Genomic DNA, 20691 nt, shown 5'->3' on the forward strand with positions numbered 1-20691 from the left:
TCTTTTGGGGTGAAATTTAGTGTGGTTTTTTCTTGAATTTACGCTTTTTCAGCTTCTCCTTTGAATTGTTCCATGGTCAATTTGTGCACTTTTCCCGTTTTAATGTCGATGTAACACGGCTCAATTTGACCAATCCCGCCTTTGTGTTTTACCAGATAGTAAAGGCGCTTTTCTTCGTATTGTCCGTTCAACACACTAATGCGAATTACGTTCGCCATTTCGGTAGAAAATTCGGTAGCCATTCGCTTGGCGTCCGCTTCTACTTCTTGTGCCCCTAGTACTTTTCGTGGGCTGTTACTCCAAATGGTTTTTGGCACTTCCTGACTGCGCTGAAAAACAGTGTGAAGCACAATGCCGAACTTACGGCCACCCGTTGCCAGCTCGCCCACAATTGTGTCATCTTTACCCACTGAATCAGTTAGCTTGGCCAGTTCTTCAATGACCACATCAAGCTCGCGATTCCCGTCCGATGCGTTCCACATGAGTTGTGCGAACCATTCCAGCTCTCGCTTTCTGGCTTCTTTGAGTTCAGCGCCTTTTAACGTCACTGGGAACTCAGGGCAATACGCAACCACAAACGCCTTACCACTTGACCACGCATCAATGAAATTTTTAGCGAATGCCTTGCGCGAATTAAAGCGGTAAATAGGTCGACCACCCAACCCGTTAAAAGGCGACTTACTACGGCCATCAAATTTATATTCGCCGTACAAATCAAAAATGGCCGCGTGCTTGCCGATCATGCCCATCAGCTTGATGGCGGCTGATTTGCCGCCGCCCGTGCCAGCCAGTACACATACGTGTTTGGCTTTCAGTGAGTTATCATCGTTAATTGCCAACTTGCGCCTCCTTAACTTCCGCTTTAGGCGTATTCAGTGATTCGTACTTTTTCACTTGAGAGAATAGCGAAAAGGCAGTGGTTGCCAGCACGACACCGAGTTGAATTTCTTCACCGTATTTCGCAAGCCAAGGCGGCATTTTTCCGCCCTTGCAGTGCTTTTTAATCACAGGCAAAGCACGCGCTGCTATTACTTCGCGTGTGTCGTGGTCGATGGTCACAGGCGCATCGAAACTCGACTCAACAAAATTCGCTAGCTGGTCAACACCAAGCGCAGCAAATCCCGCCATGTCATCGTCTGTCATAACCTCAGATTCTGTGACCTCGGTGCTTTCGCCTTGCTGATCAAGTTCGGCATTGTCGCCTGTATAACTAGCTAGATGCGAGTACTCGAATTCCTGCAACTGCGCAGAGTCCTGCAAAGACACCGCGCCCGATTGCGCCCCAATTTGTTCCGCTGTCATCTCGCTTTCGCTCTGATTCGCTTCCAATTCGTTTGTTGTTTCGCTCTGCTTCGCTTTGTTGGTCATCGTGATTTTGCTCCGTTTCGGTTGTGGTTGGCGTCCATTCGTTGGCCGCTGGTTTATGTGTTATTACGGGTTGATTGGTTGGCACTTCAGTAGCGAGTGTTTCGCTCACTTCGCCCTTAATGGCCTTTTCCCATTTCGCTTGAATGAGGTGGCCGCTTCGCTTGTCCATGCCGCAATTTGGGCAGTGTAGATACAGGTATTGTTTGCCTGTTCGTTGTCTTCGAATTGCAGCCATGCCGCTACATCCATCACACTGGATATGGCCTAAATCGGGATTGGCGGATTTACTCATAGTGACCCCCACGCCTGTTACCCCCTCCAATACTTCAATGCGGTGGGCAACTTCTGAAATGAGACTGAGCGCTTTTTCAAGCGCCTTCTCTGCGGCCGCGATTTTGGCAGCGGCCTTAATCGCGGGTAGGCGCTTGGCCTCGTCTAGCATGTCTTTAATAGCTTCGATTTTGTTTTGCATGGCTGTTCCTTGTTAAACTGCTTTTTTGAATTTGCCCGTAACTAAGCTACGAGCCATATACGGCACATGGTGCGGGTTTTCACATAAGAACTCGCACATTTGCCGAACCTCAACTTCTGCGTTTTCTGGTATCCACATGGTTACCTTTTTTTCGCCCTTTGCTTTGCGGGCTTGTTCATAACGTTGGTTTCTACTCATTGAAGCCATATACATTCCCCGTCACCAGTGACAGCTCGTTATATGCCAACGCTTCATGGGGTTGCACACGTTCAAATCTGTCGTACCAATTACACAGTGAATCAATGGAATTGTTCACTGCTTGCTGTGTTTGAATGAGCCATTGATTGATGGCTGACTCGTCTTGTCTTGTTTGTTCGATTTCGCTGGTATCGGCACACTTGCCAAAGGCCGTTTTTAGCCTCCAACCGCGCACGCCAATAGCCCAATTCACAAACTCTAGGAAGTGGTTATCACTGGCAAATTGCGCCATGCCACCACGCGCAAAATTGCCGTGAATTTCGCGACCGATACCCTTAACCTTGTCTTCAAGTGCGGTCATGCGTTCGGTGAGTTTCGCTATGAATTGCGCACGCTTTTCGCTGAAATTGCCTTTATTCAAGCCCTTTTGCTTTTCGCGCTCACCGATAGTCATTTTGAGTTTGTTGGCGACTGCGGCTTTGCGTTGGCGCTTGGCTTCAAGCCCTTGCATGTATTCTTGGATCAACCCATACATGTGCTGCGCCTCATGCGTGGCGCAGTTTTCCCATGGCAAGGCACGAGCGCTTTTGCTGATGTTGTAGCGATTGCCTTTGATTTCGCCTTGGTCGCCCGCTTGACCTTTGGTCATATAGCCAACGGCTTTAAGGAGATACTTTGCGGCGGCATTGGCGTTTTTGATGCGCTCAAGCTTCACGTAACCTTTGCCCCATAGTGATTCAATGCGAGCCGCCCATTCACGAAAATGGTGGTGTTCGACGTTCCAACGCATGAGCATGTGAACGTGATAATTTTGGTGTCCGAGTGACGAAACTTCACCCCACGGATAAGTGCGAGTTTCGATGATTTCGTGCGGTGCTTCCGCTACCCAAACGTAGTCGAAAATCGGCTTGTCGCTTGCGCCCACACACTTGATGATTTGCGGCTTTCCATCGAATTGATAGACACGCTCATTTTCGTGCATTACATCGGTGTGAACCTTTTCCCCGCCCATAGATTTAAGGTAGGTAAATTCGCCTGATGCACGGACTGATTTATTGCCGATTTTAACCTTATCGCCCGCGAACCCCTCGCCACCGTTACGGCTCACCCATCCGCGCTTGTGCATCTTGCCAAGCGCATCTAAAAATGGACTCATTTGCTGCCCTATCGTGGTTTCACAATTATTGAGCGCACGGCGTGCTGTGGCGTTGAATGTAATGGTGGCGAACGTAGTAAATCCACCGCGAACCGCTTGCATGTAGAGGCCACTATCAATGATTTTGCCACTTGCGCGGCTGGTCAATTTCGATGTGAACAATGCGCCCGTGTTGGCGTCCGGTGCGTCGCTGGTTTGGGTGAGTTGCGTGCATACGATGCGGTAGCTGTTATCCCAATTGCGCGTTTGGAAGTGAACACGGCTCTTGTTGTAGTCAACCTTGCCGCCTTTGTAGCCTGTAAAATCGCGGCTAAAGGTGACTTCCTTGCCATTTTTGCGTGTGGTGGTCTTTGGTGTGTCATCAAAAACGGCTGACTCAAAGTGATTAGGGTCAACGTAAGACACCGCTTTTGACACGATTTCGCCCGTTGCATAGTCCATTCGCTCACCGTCACGCAAGCCAAGACGCTCTAAACGCTGCTCTGGCGTCATCTGATTTACAGCGGCCGTGTATAGGTTTTCGGCTTTTTGTCTTGTGTGTGCTTGCTGTGCTGCGCTAACGTGCTGTTTTTTCGACTTCTCTAACCCTGTCGGACTTCTGCGGGTTCTGACAAGCCTAGCTTTTTCCACCCCTTTCGGGGCGTCCGCTTTGCGGGCTTTTGCATCGAGTTCTTCTATCCACCAAAGCGGCGTGGCCTTTTGGATTGGTGAACCATAAAAAGCGCCACTAAGGGCGCTTTCTGCTGAATCTTGAATGATATGTTCGGGGATATTAATTGGCATTTTTCCCCCAAAGGTTTGCAAGGCGAGCTAGCACCTTATTCACCTTGTCAATTTGCGCTTTGGTTACTGCATAGCCCTCTTGGTCAACAATGCTTAAGCTTGCTTTTTCTAACCACTCATCACAACCACAGATTGCGGCTCGACTGAGTAACACAAATTCTTCATCGGAAAGCGGGCTTTCTTTTTGGCTACGTATTTTTGAAACACGCTTTTCGCACATCTCGATACAATCGCAACAAAGCCAAATATCGTATTCTTGCTGCGCAACGTCGCACAGCTCAATTGGCATGGTGTAAATTGCATAACTGTCTGCATGTTCGTAACCGCAGATTTCACAAGGTGAATTACTCATCTGCATACCCCATTTCTTTCGACGACATTACAAATCGCATCATCAAGCTTATGCGCTATGCGGTGCATACCAAGTTCATGAAGCTCATCAACAAACCATAAATGATTTGCAAGCGTCATTACCGTGTACTGATACGCAGGGCGAGAGTGAAGATAAGTGCATTGCTGGATTGCCACACGCATCGCAGAAAAGTAAGTATTTGAAAACTTCATAGCACCCCCTGCTTGTTCCAGTAGCTCGCAGAATGCAATGCACTCATATCCGTATACTCAGTGATTGGCTCGGCCACAGGCTCAGGGCGTGGTTTTTTCGGGAAGTGTTTCGACTTAAGCGCACGAACGATTTTTAACTGTCGCGCCCAATGATTTGAATCTGTAATTAGGGTTGTTTGCATGGTTATCACCTCGGCTAAAAAGTCCTTGTTCACTTCGGCTTAAGAAAAATGTGACTACTGTATGGCCATACAGCAGTCACGCCGAAGGGATTGTTATCAGTTGAGAAACTGGTTAACGAAGCTGAATTTATACAAATGCATTTGCATATGCAAACGCCATTGGACTAATGAAAGTTCGTTTGCATAGGGCTACAATCAAATACAGGGATTTTATTGATGACGAGAAAACTGATGAAAATAACCAACTCAATCGAGCTGCTTGATTGGTTCAAAACCGCGATAGATGTTGACTCCGACTACATGGCAGCGAAACTGCTATGTATAACCACACAGAACGTTAGCTCGGTAAGAACAGGCAAAAGTGAGTTTTCGGAATTAACTTGCTTGAAGATACTGTTGGTGGGAGACCACCCCGAACCCCTTGAAACTATGGCAATTATTCAAGCTCACAAGGCTGAAAGTCGCGGTGATGAAGAGGCGGCAAAAATTTGGCGGAAAAGTGTTGCTTAGGCAGCATTTTTCCCCCGTCAATTTGCGGGTAAATAGCATGTTAAAACCGCACCACTTCTACTGTCCAGACAATCGGTAAACTTATGTTTTATATTATGTTAAATTAGATAAATTAAAAGAGATTATCTTAGCCTTCTTGTACAACCAAAATTTTTTGACCTTTTATTATTGGTTGCTTTTTAACCTACTTCGTCGTTTTTAGGTATAAAACTGACACTGCTGTTCCCAACGCAACGTCTTTACCATCTTCATCCATGTCGCCAGCTACGAGTATGTTTGGCTCGAAGTCTTCACGAAAACTACCATTTACGTGATACAAACGTTCAAACCCAACTTCAACCCAAGCGTCACTTTCATCAAGATTGAGACGTTTGATGCCGCCAAGCAAATCAGCCATTGGTGCGCCGATTACTGCTTCAGAACCCAATGCATCAAAGCCAATTGTCATGCCTTCTCCAATACTGCCAGTCCATCGCCCAGCAAGTATCACATACGGTACCTTAATCTGTGGCTGTGCTGGTTTAGTTAGCGCATCTTTTAACTCTGCATTTTGAAATGGCACAGTTCCCGTTTGCGTACGGTACTTTTGATAAACGCTTTCCACATCAGTAAAATGTCCAAGTATGGGTTCTGCGACACCCGTGTTTCCGCCGCTGGGGGTATTTCTAAGGTCAATAATATAACCTTTTACTTCTCCTATTGACTCTAATGCTGCTTTAAACTCATCAACGGTTTGGGCGTTACCCATGGCGTTGTTAAATCGAATATGACCAAATTCATCTATTTTTTCATAGGATACTTTAGGCACCTTACGTAGCGCATTAATTGCATCATAACTTGCGGCAAGTTCGACAGTGACTAACTTTGTATCCCGTATAAATTCAATTTTACGCTTTTGATAGCGTTTACCCCCTAACGCAACATTCAGTGCATAACTCTTCTGAGCCTTATTCAATTGATTCAATGGCACCTGCATTACGTCTTGGATAGCTTGAGGTATTGTATTGCCATCGATCCTTGTCACTTTATCTCCGGGTTTTAGTCCTTTAACGTCTGCATCGCTGTTACGTTTGACGTCAATAATAAGTGCGCTGTTATCGTTAAATTCGACATACATATCTGCACCTGTCGGATATACACTGTAATCCTCTTCATTTAATGGACCAAGATTGAGATGCGGATCTGTGAAATGGCGTAAATATGCTTGGCTAAGATCAATAAAGGCTTGTTTTGAATCTAAACTGTTTAACTTATTCTCAAATAGTTGCCGGGTTTGCTGATAACCTTTAAAGTCCTCTAGGTACGCGTAATGGGTTTGCAAGTTATGATCGAGTTCTTTCCAAGCATCCTGCGCACTAAACCTCTCACTACTTGAAGCAAAATTTGTCGTTAGGAGGCAAGTTAAACATAAAAATGTCTTTAATTTCATAATTTACTTCCTTGTTGTTATTATTTAGTTTCAGTTGTTTCGTACTAATGGAGCGCCGCGCTAAATGGAATGCGCTTACAAATATCCGCTTCTGCTATGAGAATTTCTTCTAGGCGTTTGTCTATAATTAACTTGTCGAAATACTCGTAGCCAAGTTCCACAAATAGGTTTTTGTGTTTCTCTTCTGATTTGGCAATTGCAACATAAAAGTCTTTCTCTTTGCCTTCAGGAAGCGCTTCTGCAACTAAAGAAAAGCGCTCATGGCCCCTAGCCTCAATTACTGCACCAATCAGCAATCTATCAATTAAATATTCATCTGTGCCCTGGCGAAACAATGCGCGCATTTGCTTTATATAGGGGTCTTTTTGATCGTTCCCTAGTAGCGTACCACGTTCGGTTAAAATCTTAAGTACCTGTTTAAAATGGATCATTTCTTCTATTGCGAGATCAGCCATTGCTTTTACTAGTTTGATCCTATCTGGATAATGACCAAGCATTGCCATCGCCATTCCAGCTGCCTTTTTTTCTGCTGCGGCGTGATCCTGAAGAAAGGTATCAAAGTCGGCTAGGACTTTTTCAGTCCAGCTAAAAGGTGTATGGTATTTTAATTCAAACATAATTCTATCTTGTATATACAGCTTGTGTTGAGTATAACAAACTCACGCGCTTGAGCGAACTTGAATGCTAAAGAGCGCCGTGTCTTTATCTGCTTTACCATTACGCGTCGATTCCACTTTATTGGGGTGTGAAAACCACTTCCATGCAGTTATTTTACCGCCGATATTGACATGTGGGATAGCCACTTTGTCCCGATCCACGTCTATAAATTCTGCCAGAGCTTGCTCGACATCAGTAGCGGTTAGATTTACTGTAATAAAAGGAATATGATTCATTTTTGCAAAGCTAAGCACCCTATTATAATGCTTGCTATAACAAGCCTGCCAATAATCATCATCTTCAAAATATTTGTCAAAATCAGGGAAAGTTTCCAAATAACAACGCTTGATGGTATCGTTAAAGCCCCCTCTTTGTGACAGTAAGTTTTCTTTCATTGCCTTCATCAAACGCTTAATTGAGGGAAGCCATTGCTCAAAATCTCGTGTCAAATGGACTATTTTAGCTTCAGGATATAAAGCATATAATTTTTCATAGTCAGCAAAAACGGGGGTATCGGCAAGCAATTCGGCGCTGTCTAATGCTTGCCTAGTGTATGCAGTATGTGCTGTTTTGTATCCAGCACCTAATGCAGCAATACACAGGCTTGTCGTGCCTGTTCGTGGTAAACCCGTTACCAGAATTTTGTGTTTTGTCATAGTCAGATAAAGTAATACACGAGGTTGAATGACGCTAAAATAAGTATCACTCCATATGTTGTTGCCATCGCCACTTTTCTGAATGAAAAGTTAGTTTTATCGAGTGCAACATAGTGCGCAACCCGAGAAAACAAAAAGGCAATGCCAAAACCATGAAGTAGATAAGGGTTGATTTGTTGAGTTTCGAGTAACAACATCATTAACAGTACGAATGGTGTGTACTCGATAAAGTTGCCGTGGATCCGTATTGCACTTTGTAGCGCATCGATACCGCCATCTCCTAGCGATACTTTGTGTCTATGTCTGAGTGATATTATGTTAAAACTGAGTTTAATATAGATTAGTGCCAGTAATGCGGCATATAAACCGGTGATCATAAAAAAGCCCTCCAATGGAGGGCTTAGTGTATAAGTTTAATTAGTTCACAGCCAGTATTACTCAATTAAGTAAACGGCGTAAACTTCCGCGTTCAATGTAATTGCACCTGTATTATACGCATTTTTGTAAGCGCCTTGATCTGCTTCCATCGCCATTGCAGCAGATCGTACGTACGGTTGAACTGGCGTTTGCATTGGTTGGAATGAAACGGAGTACAGCTTTGCCAATTCAACATCAAAGTCGCCTGCTAGCTCTTTTGCTGCTTTCTTTGCATCTTTGATGGCGGCTTTCTTGAGGCTTTGCAGGTACTTGCCTTCATTTTCAACACCAAACTCAGTGTTATTGAACTGGTTGATGCCGCTGTCTACAAACTCTTGAAGTAACTCAGGGTACTTTTTAATATCTTTGAGCTTCACCGTCAGGCTACGGCTTACGCGAAAACCATCAAACTCTTCTTCGTTTGATTCACGGTTGTAGCGGGTCTGTCTGTGAACATTCAGCTGTTCTGCATGAATATCATCTTCTTTAATATCGAAGCGTTTAGCGATTTCGATGGCTTTCGCCATGATTTTGTCGACGTTTTCTTTTGCCGTGGGTAGCGACTTTTGCTTTTCGGTTATGGCAACACGGATGGTCGCAGTATCGGGTTGTACTTGAATAAATGAAGTGCCTTTAACATATAAATGCGGAGAGTCAGGCAATGCGCCTGCAAAGCTAAATCCAGATAAACATAATGCCAGTAAGCCAGTTAAAATTCGCATCTTTTGCTCCTAAAATGTGATACCCGTATATTCAAGCATATTTCAATTAACAACTACTGAATTGGATTTCAGGATAACAAACTTTAACAAAATAGGAAGTTGTCACTTTGAGAAGTCTATGTAGTACTCTCAAATTTAGACTTGTGCGTGATTAATAAACAAAATCGCCGCCAATGTGAAATGGCGGCGATGTCTGTTTTAGCTAAATAAAAGCAATTAGACGCTACAGCGTTTGTAATTTCTATACTTAGGGAGCCAATAGTTTTTCTCTATCGCTGCCCAAATTGCGTCGTCTTCCATTTCAAGCGCAACGCCCTCTTCCATTGCTTTTTTAGCAACTGCAAAAGCAATTCGCTTACTCAACGGCTCAATTTCAGTTAGTGCTGGTAATAAGCTACCTTTGCCCGTATTAGCACGTGGTGATGACTCAGCAAGCATTTCGCTCGATACCATCAACATGCTATCTGTAATACGATTTGCTTTAGCTGCAAGTACACCAAGGCCAATACCTGGGAAGATATAACTGTTATTACATTGAGGTATGATGATTGTCTGCTCACCATGTACTACAGGTTCAAATGGGCTGCCTGTAGCGACAATCGCTTGACCATCAGTCCATTCAATCACATCTTTTGGATGAGCTTCAACTTGCCGTGAAGGATTACTTAAAGGGAAAATAATCGGCTGCTCGCATCCAGCATGCATTGCGCGGATCACTTGTTCAGTGAATAGACCTGCTTGACCAGATACACCAATTAAGATGTCTGGTTTTGCACAGTGCATCACATCTAATAAGGATGCAAATTCACCACTGTATGTCCAATCTACAAGGTTTGCTTGTTGTTGAACTAGCGCTTCTTGGAAATCTCTTAACCCTTCCATTCCCTCTGTCAAAAGTCCAAAACGGTCCACCATAAATACTTGGCTTCTTGCTTGCTCGTCGGTTATCCCTTCAGAAATCATTTGACTAATAATTTGCTCAGCAATACCGCAGCCAGCAGAACCTGCACCAACAAACACCACTCTTTGCTCAGAGAGCTTCGCCCCTTTTACACGGCAAGCGGCTAGTAGCGAACCAGCAGTGACCGCTGCGGTTCCTTGGATATCGTCGTTAAAGCTGCAGATCTCGTTGCGATAACGCTTCAATAGTGGCATTGCGTTAGGTTGTGCGAAATCTTCAAACTGCAACAATACATTAGGCCAACGGCGTTTTACTGCTGTAATGAACAGATCTAAGAATTCGTCATATTCATCTTGTCCGATACGAGGGTGCCTTGCGCCCATGTACATTGGGTCATTGAGTAGCTTTTCGTTGTTTGTACCTACATCAAGCATCACAGGCAGTGTGTAAGCTGGGCTGATCCCGCCACATACGGTGTAAAGTGCCAGCTTACCGATAGGAATACCCATACCACCAATACCTTGGTCGCCAAGACCTAAAATACGTTCACCATCTGTAACGACGATGACTTTTACTTTGCCTTTAGTGGCATTTCGTAGGATATCGTCGATTTGATAGCGATCTTCATATGAAATAAACAAACCACGAGAGCTGCGATAGATATCAGAAAACTTCTCACATGCATCACCCACTGTCGGGGTGTAGATGATTGGCATCATTTCTTCCAAATGATCGCGTACTAAGCGGTAGTAAAGCGTCTCGTTATTGTCCTGAATAGCACGAAGGTAAATGTGCTTGTTTAGGTTGTCGCTAAAGCTCGAATATTGCTGATAACAACGCTCAACTTGCTCTTCAATCGTCTCATAACGAGGAGGAAGCAGTCCTGCTAGGTTGAAATTTTCACGCTCGTGTTGAGAGAATGCACTCCCTTTGTTCAGCAGAGGCGTTTCTAATAGCGTAGGACCTGAATAGGGAATGTAGAGATAATTTGGATCGGTTTGTTTAGTCATATTTACAAGCTTGACACTAATTTTTTAGTCTAAGGGTTCATTATTGTCGAAAAGGATTAAATTACAATGAATTTAGTGCTCATCAGACCATTATTAACGTGTTCCAGAGCACGCTAAACGAATTTTTCTGGAACGCCAAATTATAGCCTAAAAGCACTTAAGAAACCACGGCTTATTCGCTGCTTTCGCCGAGTGCAACACCTTCTCTTCTTGGATCTGCACCACCAATTAAATGCGTACCGCGTACCTCAATGGCATGCAGACCTGAGTTTAAGTCACGGATCTGTACTTCATGACCTTTTTTTTCAAAATAAGGCGCTTGTTTTGTCAACTCAGTGCCTTTTTCAAGCGTTGTGTACTTATTGCGATTGGTGATTTTTGGTAAATCAATGGCTGCCTGTGGAGATAACCCCCAGTCAAGTACACCAATTAAGGTTTGAGCAACGTAGTTGATAATACGACTGCCGCCAGGTGAGCCGACGATTAATTTAAGCGAGCCGTCTTTGTTAAACACCATTACGGGTGCCATCGAACTTCGCGGGCGTTTGTTTGCTTCTACTCGATTTGCGACCCATTTATCTCCTACCTTTGGAGAAAGCGCAAAGTCGGTTAATTGGTTATTGAGTAAATATCCGTTAACCATTACCGTTGAGCCAAATGCCATTTCAATTGAGCTTGTCATTGAAACGGCATTACCATCTGCATCCACAATCGACACATGGCTGGTCGAGGGTAATTCATAACTATCATCCATGGCGTACGCGAGTGCACCCGAAGTTGGATCGCCTACTGGGAAGTCATGATTATCCATCTCGCCGATAAGTTTGCTGCGGCTAAGTAAATATTGTTCGTTAAGCAATGCTTTTGCTGGCACTTCAACAAAGTCAGGATCGGCTACATAAAAATCTCTATCGGCAAACGCTAGGCGAGATGCTTGAGTAAAGAGGTGCAAGGCTTCTGGGTCATTTGCTTTATATTTACTAAGGTCATAGGGTTCCAACAGCTTCATCATTTGTAATACGGCAATACCGCCACTGCTAGGTGGCGCCATAGAGCAAACTTTGTACGCACGATATTCAGTACAGATAGCTGCTCGGGCTTTGCTTTTATAATGTTCTAAGTCGCTCAGTGCCAATTTGCCAGGCGCGATTTCAGACTTTTGCACAGCCTCCACCAATTGGGTCGCATTCTGTCCTTCATAAAAGGCTTGGATCCCTTGTGTCGCTACCTTGTAGTAAAGGTTTGCCAAAGGCTGATTCTTTTTAAGGGTCCCGGGTTGTAGTGCTTTACCGTCTGGATAGAAATATTCTTTTGCAGGGCTGAGCTTTGTTAAACCAGGATTAAGCTTTTTCTCAAGTAGCATATTCAAGCGTGGAGAGACAATAAATCCGTCTCGAGCTAAATCAATAGCCGGCTTAAACAATTCCTGCCATGGCAGTTTACCGTATTTATCATGTGCTGATTTAAACGCGTGCAGAATGCCTGGCACGCCAACAGAGCGACCACCCACCACAGCCTCAATCCACCTAACCGCATTGCCAGTATCATCTAAAAATAGATCGGGACCTGCAAGCTTTGGTGCAGTTTCTCTACCATCAAAACTAATTAATTCATTGTTTTTTTTGTTGTAGTGCAGGATAAATGCCCCGCCACCTACACCTGAAGATTGCGGTTCAACCAAAGTAAGCACAAGTTGAGTCGCTATCATAGCATCAACCGCACTTCCCCCTTTTGAAAGCATCAATTGACCTGCTTTACTCGCATAGGGGTTGGCAGCAACGACCATATACTTTTCTGCAGTGCGTGCTTCTTTAGATTGAAAACCCGTTGCGGCTTCCGGCTCTCTAATTTCGGTTTTTTGTTGCTCAGCTAAGGTGTTGGTTGAAAAGCTGAATGCGGCAATCACGGCTAGTGATGCAAGTGTATGTTTCATAATACCCACTTTGCTTACGTCTTATATTTGGCATCATAAAAGCAATTAGGCACAATATGCAAAAATAATAACGTGAAATCGTATGTTTGAACTTCCAACTAACAAAGAATACCTCATTGGCCCTATGTCTTTGGCGATATTGTCAACAATACTAATGTTGTTCGGGCTTGGCCCATACTTAGATTTTGACAGAAATGCAATTGCTGAGGGGGAATTATGGCGTATTTTGAGCGGCCAGTTTACCCATAGCAATTGGTATCACCTGATCCTAAACCTGCTTGGTATCTTATTTATTTGGTTATTACATGCCGAATATACAAGACTAAGAAAATATTGGCTGAATGTGATTTTTCTTGGCCTGTTTACTGGGCTGATGATCTTGCTATTTGCCACAAACATTGTTGTATATACAGGTTTGAGCGGCTTATTACATGGGCTTATCGTCTGGGGAGCGCTAGAAGATATTAAGCGGAAGCTAACAACTGGATATCTGTTGTTTATTGGTGTGTGGGCAAAGGTGTGTTGGGAGCAATATGCGGGTGCAAGCGCAGATGTAGCTAAGCTGATAGACTCGAGAGTCGCCATTGAAGCACATTTATTTGGTGCAGTTGGTGGTGTAATTTTAGCTGTTATCTATTTATTTTATAAAAGAAAAAAGCCAGCTTAAGCTGGCTTTTTATCCACTCATTTAATTACAAGTTTTCTTTAAACAGCTTGTATATACGACGGTATTCATCCAACCAACTTGATGGTTGTCTAAAGCCATGGGGTTCAACCGGATAAATTGCCGTTTCAAAGTCTTCCTTTTCTAGCTCAATCAGGCGTTGCACCAAGCGTACAACATCTTGGAAAAACACGTTATCATCAACCATAGGCGCATTGATCAAAAGCTTGTTCTTTAAACCTTCAGCATGATAGATAGGCGAACTGCGTTTGTATGCAATTGGGTCTACATCTGGGCGATTAAGAATATTTGAGGTGTACGGGTCGTTGTAATAAGCCCAATCGGTGACCGGACGTAAAGCCGCGCCTGCTTGGAATAGATCAGGCTGAGTAAATAGCGCCATAAATGTCATAAAGCCGCCGTACGAACCACCGTAAGTACCTACAGCTCCGCGGTCAACATTAGCGTTGTTCACCATCCACTCAACACCGTCCGCCAAATCTTCGATTTCTGGTTTACCCATATGACGATAGATTGCCGTTCTCCAATCTCGGCCGTAGCCCTTCGAGCCGCGATAGTCCATGTCCATGACGACATAGCCTTCGCTCGCGAGAAGTGAATGGAACATAAACTCTCTAAAGTAGTTAGACCAGCCCATATGTGAGTTCTGCAAATAACCTGCACCATGGTTAAAGATCACAGCCTTACGGTTTTTACCTGTTTCGCCTTCTTGATAATCTGCCGGGTAATATACTTTTGCGTACACCGGCTCACCTTGATGGCTTGAAGGAACGGCAACAATCTTAGGCGCAATCAGCTTCTTATTTAAAAACGCATCAGAGACCGTATTAGTCAGTCGTGACACTGCAGCTTTTGGCGCTGCATCTGCAACATAAAGCTCAGGTGGCATCATAATCTTTGAGTGAGTTAATAGCAGCTTTTGCTCATCTGGGCTTAACTGATAGTCAGTCAGGCCATCTAAATCAGTTATTTGCTCGTCTTTGCCGCTTTCTAAATTGACGCGATAAATTTCGTATAAACCCGGATGGTCTTTATTTGCCTTGTAATAAACAAATTGACTATCGTGGGTTAAGGTTGGTTCAGATACCACAAACTTCCCTGAAGTCATTGCTTTTGCCTTACCGTTAAGCGGCTTAACATAAAGCTGACTATATCCAGTTTGCTCTGAAAGATAATACAAAGCGTCTTGGTTGTTTAACCAACCAAAATCATTGTAGGTATAATTGATCCATGCATCGTCGTGCAGACGGTGCTGAGAAACGAGTTGTTGTTTATCAAAATCAACGGTCGCTAACCATCTGTCTTTATTATCCCAAGCGCCGAGCATGACTGCAACCTGAGAACCGTCACTATTCCATTGGATAGCGGATTGACTCCAGCCCCATGTGTCGATTAGATTGATGTCGCGAGGTGCTTTTTCACTCTGATATGATTCACCTTTTGCTTTTGCATTTTCGCGTTTTACATCGGCAAGTACGTCTTCATCAAAGCCAGGTAAAGTATCATAGCTCAGCGTGACTTGCTCTGATTTTGCTAAATCAATGAAAATAATATCAGAACTCATTGGTTTAGTGTCTGCAACACGACGGCGAGCTTTTACCGGATCAATGTCACCGTTTTGACTCACGTAGTTAGGCATGATGTCAGAGTCAGAACGACTTGGTTTATCATCGGTGACCACGGCGATTAACTTGTCACCAGTAGGTGCTAAGCTAACTGAGATAAGCGTTTTTCCTTTACCAAGATAAAACTGATTATCTTGGATGCTTGCGTTATTCGCTTCTATCTCTTGATTTCTCGCTTCTCGATCTTTGCTGTTTTTGTGCGTTAGCGCGACGAATTGAATCAGTTTGTGTTGCTGCTCAGCGATATATCCATTTGGCTCTTTCACCCCTTCAGGCTTATCCGCTAAATGTAACTTTACCAGTTCTTTCGTTAAGCCAGTGGCTACATCGAACGCAAACAGCGTGTTGCCTGAACGGTAAGCTAATCGGTTATCACTTAAGAATTGCGGAGCATACTCATAGTTTGAAGAATGAGTCACTTGTGTTATGGCACCAGACTTCAGGTCTTTAATGAAGATGTTGCCTTTAAACTCATAAGATTGTAGCGTCCGCGCTTTATTATAAATCGCGTTTGCAGCACCAACAGCGTGCAAATCTGACAGCGAAACCGCTTCGCTTGTTTGTGCGCTACTGACTTTAAATAGATCTCTTAACTCTGAACCAGCTTGCTTACGCTTATAGAAAACGGTTTTGCTATCAGCTCCCCAGTATGCGCCTTCTGGTTGTCTTCCCAGCCAATCGGGATGCGCCATTGCTTGTTTTAAGGTGATTTGCTCACCACCGAAATCAACGGGGGTAGCAACGACTTGTGGGACTGGTGAATTGGATTCAGCTTGTTGTGATTGCGAGTTTACTTCAGTGGTTTGACAACCCGAGAGGAGTAAACCTGAAGCAACTGCCATCGAGATAAGAGAGAGTTTCAACATGTGACTTTCTTATAATAGTTAAATTTTCCTAATTTAAGCAGAAAGCCAGCGGAATTTCGACAGATTTAAGATTAAAAGCACGATGGGTGGGACAAAAAAAGGCCAGCATAGGGATGCTGGCCAAATACTCTCTGCGCTCACATAGTCGTTGATGGACAACGAGTATGAAATGAGGCCTATCCGCGCCTCACAATAGTAGACCGCGCTATCAGAAAAGAGTTCCAAAAATAACAGTAAAAAATTAAATTTTTTATATCTACCCTGAGCTCTGTTATAAAGAATGAGTTAACTCAATAGTTATCATAAGCTTAGGTTTTTAGTTAACAATGGACCTTTTTCGCTAAAAACAGTAGTACTAATTCAAAATTAATTGCTGAGCAGTTTCCATCACCCCTGGGTAGTCTGCTTCGGGCAAGATGTCAGCGAGCTCTGCCAGTGCTTCGCCTAGCTTATGAAGTGAGTCAGCTGAAACATTAATATGGCCCATTTTTCTCCCCGGTTTCGCATCTTTGCCGTACCAATGACTGGTTGTTCCTGACACAGCTAGAACTTGTGATGGAATGTGACTTTGCCCTAAAACATTAATCATTGCGGTTGGGCGAAGCAGGTTTGTATCACCAATCGGTAAGCCAGCAACGGCACGGATATGGTTTTCAAACTGGCTCACGTGGGCGCCTTGTTGAGACCAATGTCCTGAGTTATGTACCCTAGGCGCTATTTCATTAACCAGTAGTTGACCTTCAACATCGAAAAACTCAATAGCAAGGACACCAACATAATCGAGTGCATTCGCGAGTTTTGCAAATGCATCTTCCGCTTGCGCTTGAATATTGGCTTTCTCTTTACCCGCAATTGATAGGGTCAGTACACCATTTGTGTGCTGGTTTTCAGTCAACGGATAAATTTTACAGTCGCCATTTTTAGCGCGCACACCAATAATCGACACCTCACGGTCAAACGGTATCATTTTTTCAGCGACGATAGAGTGAGGCTGTGCCTCAGTGCCGGCTTGCAAAAACTCGGACATTTCGGCCCAAGTACTGTCTATTTCAGACTCTGATTTTACTCGCCATTGCCCTTTACCATCATAGCCAGCCTGACAGGTTTTAACGACCAACGGCATACCTAATTCATCAATAGCTGTGAGAAAATGTGCTTTATCCGTAATGATTTTGAACGGAGCACAAGGCACAGATGTTTTATCTAGTAGTGCTTTTTCTTTCGCGCGGTCACCGCCGGTGGCTATCGCTTCTGCGCCAGGGTAGAACTTACCGCTTTGTTGGCAAAGCGCTAAAACATCATGAGGAATATGTTCAAATTCGGCAGTGATGGCGTCAGCATTGTCAATGGCTTGCTGTAATGACTCTGGTGTTGTTGCAAAGGTAACGGGGTTTATTACCGTTTGGCTGCCAACATCATAAGCCAACACTTTTATATCTAGATGAGTTGAGGATAAACTCATCATACGGGCTAATTGTCCCGCCCCTAAAACAAGAATATTCATGTTATTTCGCAGGATCTGGATTAGCTAGTACAGTTTCTGTTTGTTCTTTTCTGAACGCTTCGACTTTTGCAAAAATCTCTGGCTGCTGACAACCTAAAATTTGAGCTGCTAGCAAACCAGCGTTTGCAGCACCGGCGTCGCCAATTGCTAACGTTCCTACCGCAACACCTTTAGGCATTTGGCAAATTGAAAGCAATGAATCCACGCCATTAAGCGTTTTTGATTTTACTGGAACGCCAAGTACAGGCAGACTTGTGAATGCTGCCGCCATACCCGGTAGGTGTGCAGCACCGCCAGCACCGGCAATGATAACTTTGATCCCACGCTCTGCCGCTGTCGAAGCATAATCCGCTAAAAGCTGTGGAGTACGGTGAGCTGAAACCACTTTAGTTTCATAATCAATACCAAATTTATCTAACATTTCAGCTGCATGTTGCATTGTAGGCCAGTCTGATTTTGAGCCCATAATGATGCCAACGGTCATAATAATTCCTCGACTAATTTTGAACGATACAGGGCTAAGGTCCTTCACACCTTAGCTGCGGGCATTATACCTGAGTTCGTCTTTAATGCGAAGAATCAACTTATTGCAATTATCACGCGATGGTCCCCTAAGTTATTTCGACACCACCAATTCCTCAATACTCAATGCTTTAGCACGCTTAAAGTGAGAGGCAAACGTCTTAGGCCCCATTATTAAGCACAATACCGCTAGTCCACCTGGGACTAGCACCATTTTTAGAACTGGGCCGAGAATATAGCTGTAAAAAAAGATAAACGGGATGAACAAAATGTACCCAATGAATAAGCTCAAATATTGCATAAAAACTCCTATTGAAATTTAATGAGCGCGCTCAATTATATTAGTGAGCACGCTCATTAATTGCAAACTTTATCTCTTAAAAAATCTGGAATTGTGCTACACTCTCTTCGCAAATAAAAAGGTAACCATATGAAAAAAAGAGAAATTACGTACAATAGAATTCTCAGAGTCAGTTGGCAACTTTTTCAAGACAATGGTTTTGAAAACACTACTACTCGGCAAATAGCCCAAGCGGCAAACGTGGCGACGGGAACAGTTTTCTCTCATTTCCCCACTAAGCTCGACATGCTCAAAGTAGCAATGCATAACCAAATAGATGAATTAATTAATGAAGCAAAAACATCAGATGAGCAGCATAGTGCTAGCTTAAAGTTACGCCACTATGCAAAGTATTTATTTGCTTTTTATCTTAGCAATAGAGATTTCAGTAAAGAGCTGCTTTGTGGGATTATTTGGCATAGCGAATTCTTTAAGGGGCAACTCAATTTGTTCAAACACTTGTTATTCAGTGAGCAGGAATACAATGAGTTGAAAGCCACCGTTATGATGGATTGCTACTTTATGACCTTATTAGAAGGGTTAAGCAATGATCATAGTTCTGTTGACCAGATGCTGCATTCTCTATCTCAGAAGTTGAAACTGGTTAACCAATAAGTTGTATGATGTGTTCTTTATTGAATATTCATACGAATTTACTTGTGCTTTTGAACTTCTGACCATATAAAGCATCTAGGACTAGTGTAATAAGCAAGTGCTTGGGAAAAGTTACTTAGTTCCTTATTTTTGTCTAACGAGGTCAAAATGAAACGCGTCATCTTATTCCTTATCACTAACTTAGCAGTGATGCTTGTGTTAGGAATTGTATTATCTATCTTAATGTCTGTGTTTGGTATTTCTAGCCGAAGCTATACAGGCATTATGGTTATTGCTGCCGTATTTGGATTCGGTGGTTCTTTTATCTCTCTTTACATGTCGAAGTGGATTGCAAAGAAATCAACAGGTGCCTATGTTATTGAGCAACCACGAAACGAAACTGAACATTGGTTAGTTTCTACTGTCGCAGAGCAAGCTAAAAAAGCAGGAATTGCGATGCCAGAAGTTGCGATTTACGACAGCCCTGAAATGAATGCGTTCGCAACCGGGCCGAGTAAAAATAACAGCTTAGTTGCTGTGAGTACTGGCCTACTCCACAACATGAATCAAGACCAAGCAGAGGCAGTTCTTGCGCACGAAGTGTCGCACGTTGCAAATGGCGACATGGTTACACTTACCTTGATCCAAGGTGTTGTAAATACCTTTGTTATATTCTTCGCTAAAGTATTGGCGGGTATTGTTGATAACTTCTTGAATGGCGATGAAGAAGAGTCAGGTGGAAGCTGGACATATTTTATTTTTGATATGATATTCCAGATCCTCTTTGGTATTTTGGCTTCTATTGTTGTCGCTTACTTTAGTCGTAAACGCGAATTCGCAGCAGATAAAGGTGCAGCGGATTTAGTCGGCGCGCAGAAAATGCGTTCAGCACTAGAGCGTTTGAAGCACAACCATGAATCGCAATTAGAAGGCTCAATGATGGCTTTTGGTATTGCTTCAGGCAAGTCTATTGCAGACTTCTTTGCTTCTCACCCGCCACTAGACGAAAGAATTAGAGCGCTGTCGTAACTCTCTTTCAAATTCATACTTGGGCAACGATTAAGTTGCCCTTTTTACAACTCAATTTTGTAAAGATTATTTCCGATAGCGCTAAACCCTAGGCGTATGAGTAGGTTTAATGAACGTTGATTATCAGCCGATACGTGCGCCAATATAACACTGAGCTTAAATGCAATCTGGCTTTTATTTGCAAATAGACAACATAATGCCTCAGACATCAGGCCTTTCCCCCAATAACTTGGCGTTAACTCATAACCTATATATAGACCCTCAACGTCACCGCCTTTGTGATAAAAGCCAATACAACCAATCACCGCTTTAGTGCTTCTACAAACGAGGCAAAAACGGCCACCTCTACCTTCATATTGACGCTCAATATCCATCTGGATCATGCATTTAAGGTCTACTTCTGTGAGGTTGTCGCCGTAATCGTTATACGCTTTTACCTGCGGTAAATTAAGTAGCGCTAACAATTGCGGATTATCTTTGTGCCTTATGGGCCTGATGACTAGCCTTGGTGTTTCAAATTCCATAAAATGCTCGGGTCTAAGTATCTGCCGCCATGGTAGCACTTATT

At 43.6% G+C, this 20691-nt stretch carries 24 protein-coding genes; 4 read left to right on the plus strand and 20 right to left on the minus strand.

Annotation, left to right across the window (positions count from 1 at the left end; all coding sequences use genetic code 11):
• Positions 1-38: 38 nt before the first annotated feature.
• Genes B1L02_RS08370 through B1L02_RS08405 form a run of 8 tightly spaced genes read right to left on the minus strand, consistent with a single transcriptional unit; the run spans position 39 to position 4723 of the window.
• Positions 39-839, minus strand: coding sequence for a hypothetical protein (locus B1L02_RS08370; protein WP_088530665.1), 801 nt, complete (start codon positions 837-839; stop codon positions 39-41).
• Positions 829-1242, minus strand: a complete 414-nt coding sequence (locus tag B1L02_RS24360; RefSeq protein ID WP_088530666.1) for a hypothetical protein — start codon at positions 1240-1242, stop codon at positions 829-831. The genes B1L02_RS08370 and B1L02_RS24360 overlap by 11 nt, the downstream gene beginning before the upstream one ends.
• Positions 1211-1840: a hypothetical protein gene (locus B1L02_RS08380; protein WP_088530667.1), complete on the minus strand. Its 630-nt coding sequence runs from the start codon at positions 1838-1840 to the stop codon at positions 1211-1213. Before B1L02_RS08380 ends, B1L02_RS24360 begins: the two co-directional genes overlap by 32 nt.
• A gap of 12 nt (positions 1841-1852) precedes the next feature.
• Positions 1853-2038, minus strand: coding sequence for a hypothetical protein (locus tag B1L02_RS08385; protein ID WP_088532253.1), 186 nt, complete (start codon positions 2036-2038; stop codon positions 1853-1855).
• Positions 2031-3977 carry a hypothetical protein gene (locus B1L02_RS08390; protein WP_088530668.1) on the minus strand — a complete coding sequence of 649 codons (1947 nt, stop codon included), beginning with the start codon at positions 3975-3977 and terminating at the stop codon, positions 2031-2033. The genes B1L02_RS08385 and B1L02_RS08390 overlap by 8 nt, the downstream gene beginning before the upstream one ends.
• Positions 3967-4329, minus strand: a complete 363-nt coding sequence (locus B1L02_RS08395; RefSeq protein WP_151208247.1) for a hypothetical protein — start codon at positions 4327-4329, stop codon at positions 3967-3969. The genes B1L02_RS08390 and B1L02_RS08395 overlap by 11 nt, the downstream gene beginning before the upstream one ends.
• Positions 4326-4541, minus strand: coding sequence for a hypothetical protein (locus B1L02_RS08400; RefSeq protein WP_088530670.1), 216 nt, complete (start codon positions 4539-4541; stop codon positions 4326-4328). The genes B1L02_RS08395 and B1L02_RS08400 overlap by 4 nt, the downstream gene beginning before the upstream one ends.
• Positions 4538-4723, minus strand: a complete 186-nt coding sequence (locus tag B1L02_RS08405) for a hypothetical protein (protein ID WP_088530671.1) — start codon at positions 4721-4723, stop codon at positions 4538-4540. Before B1L02_RS08405 ends, B1L02_RS08400 begins: the two co-directional genes overlap by 4 nt.
• Before the next feature lie 216 nt (positions 4724-4939).
• On the opposite strand from B1L02_RS08405, the gene B1L02_RS08410 reads away from it, so the two are divergent.
• Entirely contained in the window at positions 4940-5233 is a 294-nt protein-coding gene (locus B1L02_RS08410; protein ID WP_088530672.1) for a hypothetical protein, read from the plus strand.
• Between the two features lie 184 nt (positions 5234-5417).
• Here B1L02_RS08410 and B1L02_RS08415 read toward each other — a convergent pair whose 3' ends face one another.
• The 7 genes from B1L02_RS08415 to ggt all read right to left on the minus strand — a co-directional run bounded on the left by B1L02_RS08415 (position 5418) and on the right by ggt (position 12958).
• Entirely contained in the window at positions 5418-6662 is a 1245-nt protein-coding gene (locus B1L02_RS08415) for a S41 family peptidase (protein ID WP_088530673.1), read from the minus strand.
• A 44-nt stretch (positions 6663-6706) separates the two neighbouring features.
• Complete coding sequence (locus B1L02_RS08420; protein WP_088530674.1) at positions 6707-7279, minus strand: tRNA-(ms[2]io[6]A)-hydroxylase; 573 nt, start codon at positions 7277-7279, stop codon at positions 6707-6709.
• 42 nt (positions 7280-7321) lie between these two features.
• Positions 7322-7975 carry a sulfotransferase family protein gene (locus B1L02_RS08425; RefSeq protein ID WP_088530675.1) on the minus strand — a complete coding sequence of 218 codons (654 nt, stop codon included), beginning with the start codon at positions 7973-7975 and terminating at the stop codon, positions 7322-7324.
• 2 nt (positions 7976-7977) lie between these two features.
• Positions 7978-8352, minus strand: a complete 375-nt coding sequence (locus B1L02_RS08430; RefSeq protein WP_088530676.1) for an MAPEG family protein — start codon at positions 8350-8352, stop codon at positions 7978-7980.
• 57 nt (positions 8353-8409) lie between these two features.
• Entirely contained in the window at positions 8410-9114 is a 705-nt protein-coding gene (locus B1L02_RS08435; protein ID WP_088530677.1) for an SIMPL domain-containing protein, read from the minus strand.
• 216 nt (positions 9115-9330) lie between these two features.
• Positions 9331-11025: an NAD-dependent malic enzyme gene (locus tag B1L02_RS08440; protein WP_088530678.1), complete on the minus strand. Its 1695-nt coding sequence runs from the start codon at positions 11023-11025 to the stop codon at positions 9331-9333.
• Positions 11026-11197: 172 nt separating this feature from the next.
• Positions 11198-12958 (minus strand): gamma-glutamyltransferase, encoded by a 1761-nt coding sequence (gene ggt, locus B1L02_RS08445; protein WP_088530679.1) that lies wholly within the window; start codon positions 12956-12958, stop codon positions 11198-11200.
• 82 nt (positions 12959-13040) lie between these two features.
• Here ggt and rrtA point away from each other — a divergent pair, with 82 nt between their 5' ends.
• Positions 13041-13625, plus strand: a complete 585-nt coding sequence (gene rrtA / locus B1L02_RS08450) for a rhombosortase (RefSeq protein WP_088530680.1) — start codon at positions 13041-13043, stop codon at positions 13623-13625.
• 25 nt (positions 13626-13650) lie between these two features.
• Here the strand turns inward: rrtA and B1L02_RS08455 are convergent, their stop codons facing one another.
• The 4 genes from B1L02_RS08455 to B1L02_RS24365 form a co-directional block, all read right to left on the minus strand.
• Positions 13651-16134, minus strand: coding sequence for a prolyl oligopeptidase family serine peptidase (locus B1L02_RS08455; RefSeq protein WP_088530681.1), 2484 nt, complete (start codon positions 16132-16134; stop codon positions 13651-13653).
• A gap of 355 nt (positions 16135-16489) precedes the next feature.
• Positions 16490-17638: a 5-(carboxyamino)imidazole ribonucleotide synthase gene (locus B1L02_RS08460; RefSeq protein WP_088530682.1), complete on the minus strand. Its 1149-nt coding sequence runs from the start codon at positions 17636-17638 to the stop codon at positions 16490-16492.
• A gap of 1 nt (position 17639) precedes the next feature.
• The gene (gene purE, locus B1L02_RS08465) at positions 17640-18122 is read right to left on the minus strand and encodes a 5-(carboxyamino)imidazole ribonucleotide mutase (protein WP_010372883.1); all 483 of its coding nucleotides are present in this window, start codon (positions 18120-18122) and stop codon (positions 17640-17642) included.
• A 132-nt stretch (positions 18123-18254) separates the two neighbouring features.
• Positions 18255-18461 carry a hypothetical protein gene (locus B1L02_RS24365; protein WP_088530683.1) on the minus strand — a complete coding sequence of 69 codons (207 nt, stop codon included), beginning with the start codon at positions 18459-18461 and terminating at the stop codon, positions 18255-18257.
• 129 nt (positions 18462-18590) lie between these two features.
• On the opposite strand from B1L02_RS24365, the gene B1L02_RS08475 reads away from it, so the two are divergent.
• Together B1L02_RS08475 and htpX are read left to right on the plus strand one after the other, a co-directional pair.
• Entirely contained in the window at positions 18591-19115 is a 525-nt protein-coding gene (locus B1L02_RS08475) for a TetR/AcrR family transcriptional regulator (protein WP_088530684.1), read from the plus strand.
• A 147-nt stretch (positions 19116-19262) separates the two neighbouring features.
• A complete protein-coding gene (gene htpX, locus B1L02_RS08480; protein ID WP_088530685.1) occupies positions 19263-20123 on the plus strand; it encodes a protease HtpX in 861 nt (286 codons plus the stop codon).
• Between the two features lie 44 nt (positions 20124-20167).
• Here htpX and B1L02_RS08485 read toward each other — a convergent pair whose 3' ends face one another.
• Positions 20168-20647, minus strand: a complete 480-nt coding sequence (locus B1L02_RS08485) for a GNAT family N-acetyltransferase (RefSeq protein ID WP_088530686.1) — start codon at positions 20645-20647, stop codon at positions 20168-20170.
• Positions 20648-20691 lie beyond the last annotated feature (44 nt).

Origin of the sequence: Pseudoalteromonas piscicida, from assembly GCF_002208135.1 — a bacterium.
In the GTDB taxonomy this organism is placed as follows: Bacteria; Pseudomonadota; Gammaproteobacteria; order Enterobacterales; family Alteromonadaceae; genus Pseudoalteromonas; species Pseudoalteromonas piscicida_A.

What these genes read in the sequence shown, in the direction of transcription:
- B1L02_RS08395 (WP_151208247.1), bottom strand. Translation starts at nt 4,329, where the DNA reads ATGAGTAATTCACCTTGTGAAATCTGCGGTTACGAACATGCAGACAGT.
- B1L02_RS08415 (WP_088530673.1), bottom strand. Translation starts at nt 6,662, where the DNA reads ATGAAATTAAAGACATTTTTATGTTTAACTTGCCTCCTAACGACAAAT.
- B1L02_RS08385 (WP_088532253.1), bottom strand. Translation starts at nt 2,038, where the DNA reads ATGAGTAGAAACCAACGTTATGAACAAGCCCGCAAAGCAAAGGGCGAA.
- B1L02_RS08435 (WP_088530677.1), bottom strand. Translation starts at nt 9,114, where the DNA reads ATGCGAATTTTAACTGGCTTACTGGCATTATGTTTATCTGGATTTAGC.
- B1L02_RS08475 (WP_088530684.1), top strand. Translation starts at nt 18,591, where the DNA reads ATGAAAAAAAGAGAAATTACGTACAATAGAATTCTCAGAGTCAGTTGG.
- B1L02_RS08420 (WP_088530674.1), bottom strand. Translation starts at nt 7,279, where the DNA reads ATGTTTGAATTAAAATACCATACACCTTTTAGCTGGACTGAAAAAGTC.
- B1L02_RS08380 (WP_088530667.1), bottom strand. Translation starts at nt 1,840, where the DNA reads ATGCAAAACAAAATCGAAGCTATTAAAGACATGCTAGACGAGGCCAAG.
- rrtA (WP_088530680.1), top strand. Translation starts at nt 13,041, where the DNA reads ATGTTTGAACTTCCAACTAACAAAGAATACCTCATTGGCCCTATGTCT.
- B1L02_RS08405 (WP_088530671.1), bottom strand. Translation starts at nt 4,723, where the DNA reads ATGCAAACAACCCTAATTACAGATTCAAATCATTGGGCGCGACAGTTA.
- purE (WP_010372883.1), bottom strand. Translation starts at nt 18,122, where the DNA reads ATGACCGTTGGCATCATTATGGGCTCAAAATCAGACTGGCCTACAATG.
- B1L02_RS08460 (WP_088530682.1), bottom strand. Translation starts at nt 17,638, where the DNA reads ATGAATATTCTTGTTTTAGGGGCGGGACAATTAGCCCGTATGATGAGT.
- B1L02_RS08455 (WP_088530681.1), bottom strand. Translation starts at nt 16,134, where the DNA reads ATGTTGAAACTCTCTCTTATCTCGATGGCAGTTGCTTCAGGTTTACTC.
- htpX (WP_088530685.1), top strand. Translation starts at nt 19,263, where the DNA reads ATGAAACGCGTCATCTTATTCCTTATCACTAACTTAGCAGTGATGCTT.
- B1L02_RS08430 (WP_088530676.1), bottom strand. Translation starts at nt 8,352, where the DNA reads ATGATCACCGGTTTATATGCCGCATTACTGGCACTAATCTATATTAAA.
- ggt (WP_088530679.1), bottom strand. Translation starts at nt 12,958, where the DNA reads ATGAAACATACACTTGCATCACTAGCCGTGATTGCCGCATTCAGCTTT.
- B1L02_RS08390 (WP_088530668.1), bottom strand. Translation starts at nt 3,977, where the DNA reads ATGCCAATTAATATCCCCGAACATATCATTCAAGATTCAGCAGAAAGC.
- B1L02_RS24365 (WP_088530683.1), bottom strand. Translation starts at nt 18,461, where the DNA reads ATGCAATATTTGAGCTTATTCATTGGGTACATTTTGTTCATCCCGTTT.
- B1L02_RS08440 (WP_088530678.1), bottom strand. Translation starts at nt 11,025, where the DNA reads ATGACTAAACAAACCGATCCAAATTATCTCTACATTCCCTATTCAGGT.
- B1L02_RS08410 (WP_088530672.1), top strand. Translation starts at nt 4,940, where the DNA reads ATGACGAGAAAACTGATGAAAATAACCAACTCAATCGAGCTGCTTGAT.
- B1L02_RS08485 (WP_088530686.1), bottom strand. Translation starts at nt 20,647, where the DNA reads ATGGAATTTGAAACACCAAGGCTAGTCATCAGGCCCATAAGGCACAAA.
- B1L02_RS08425 (WP_088530675.1), bottom strand. Translation starts at nt 7,975, where the DNA reads ATGACAAAACACAAAATTCTGGTAACGGGTTTACCACGAACAGGCACG.
- B1L02_RS08400 (WP_088530670.1), bottom strand. Translation starts at nt 4,541, where the DNA reads ATGAAGTTTTCAAATACTTACTTTTCTGCGATGCGTGTGGCAATCCAG.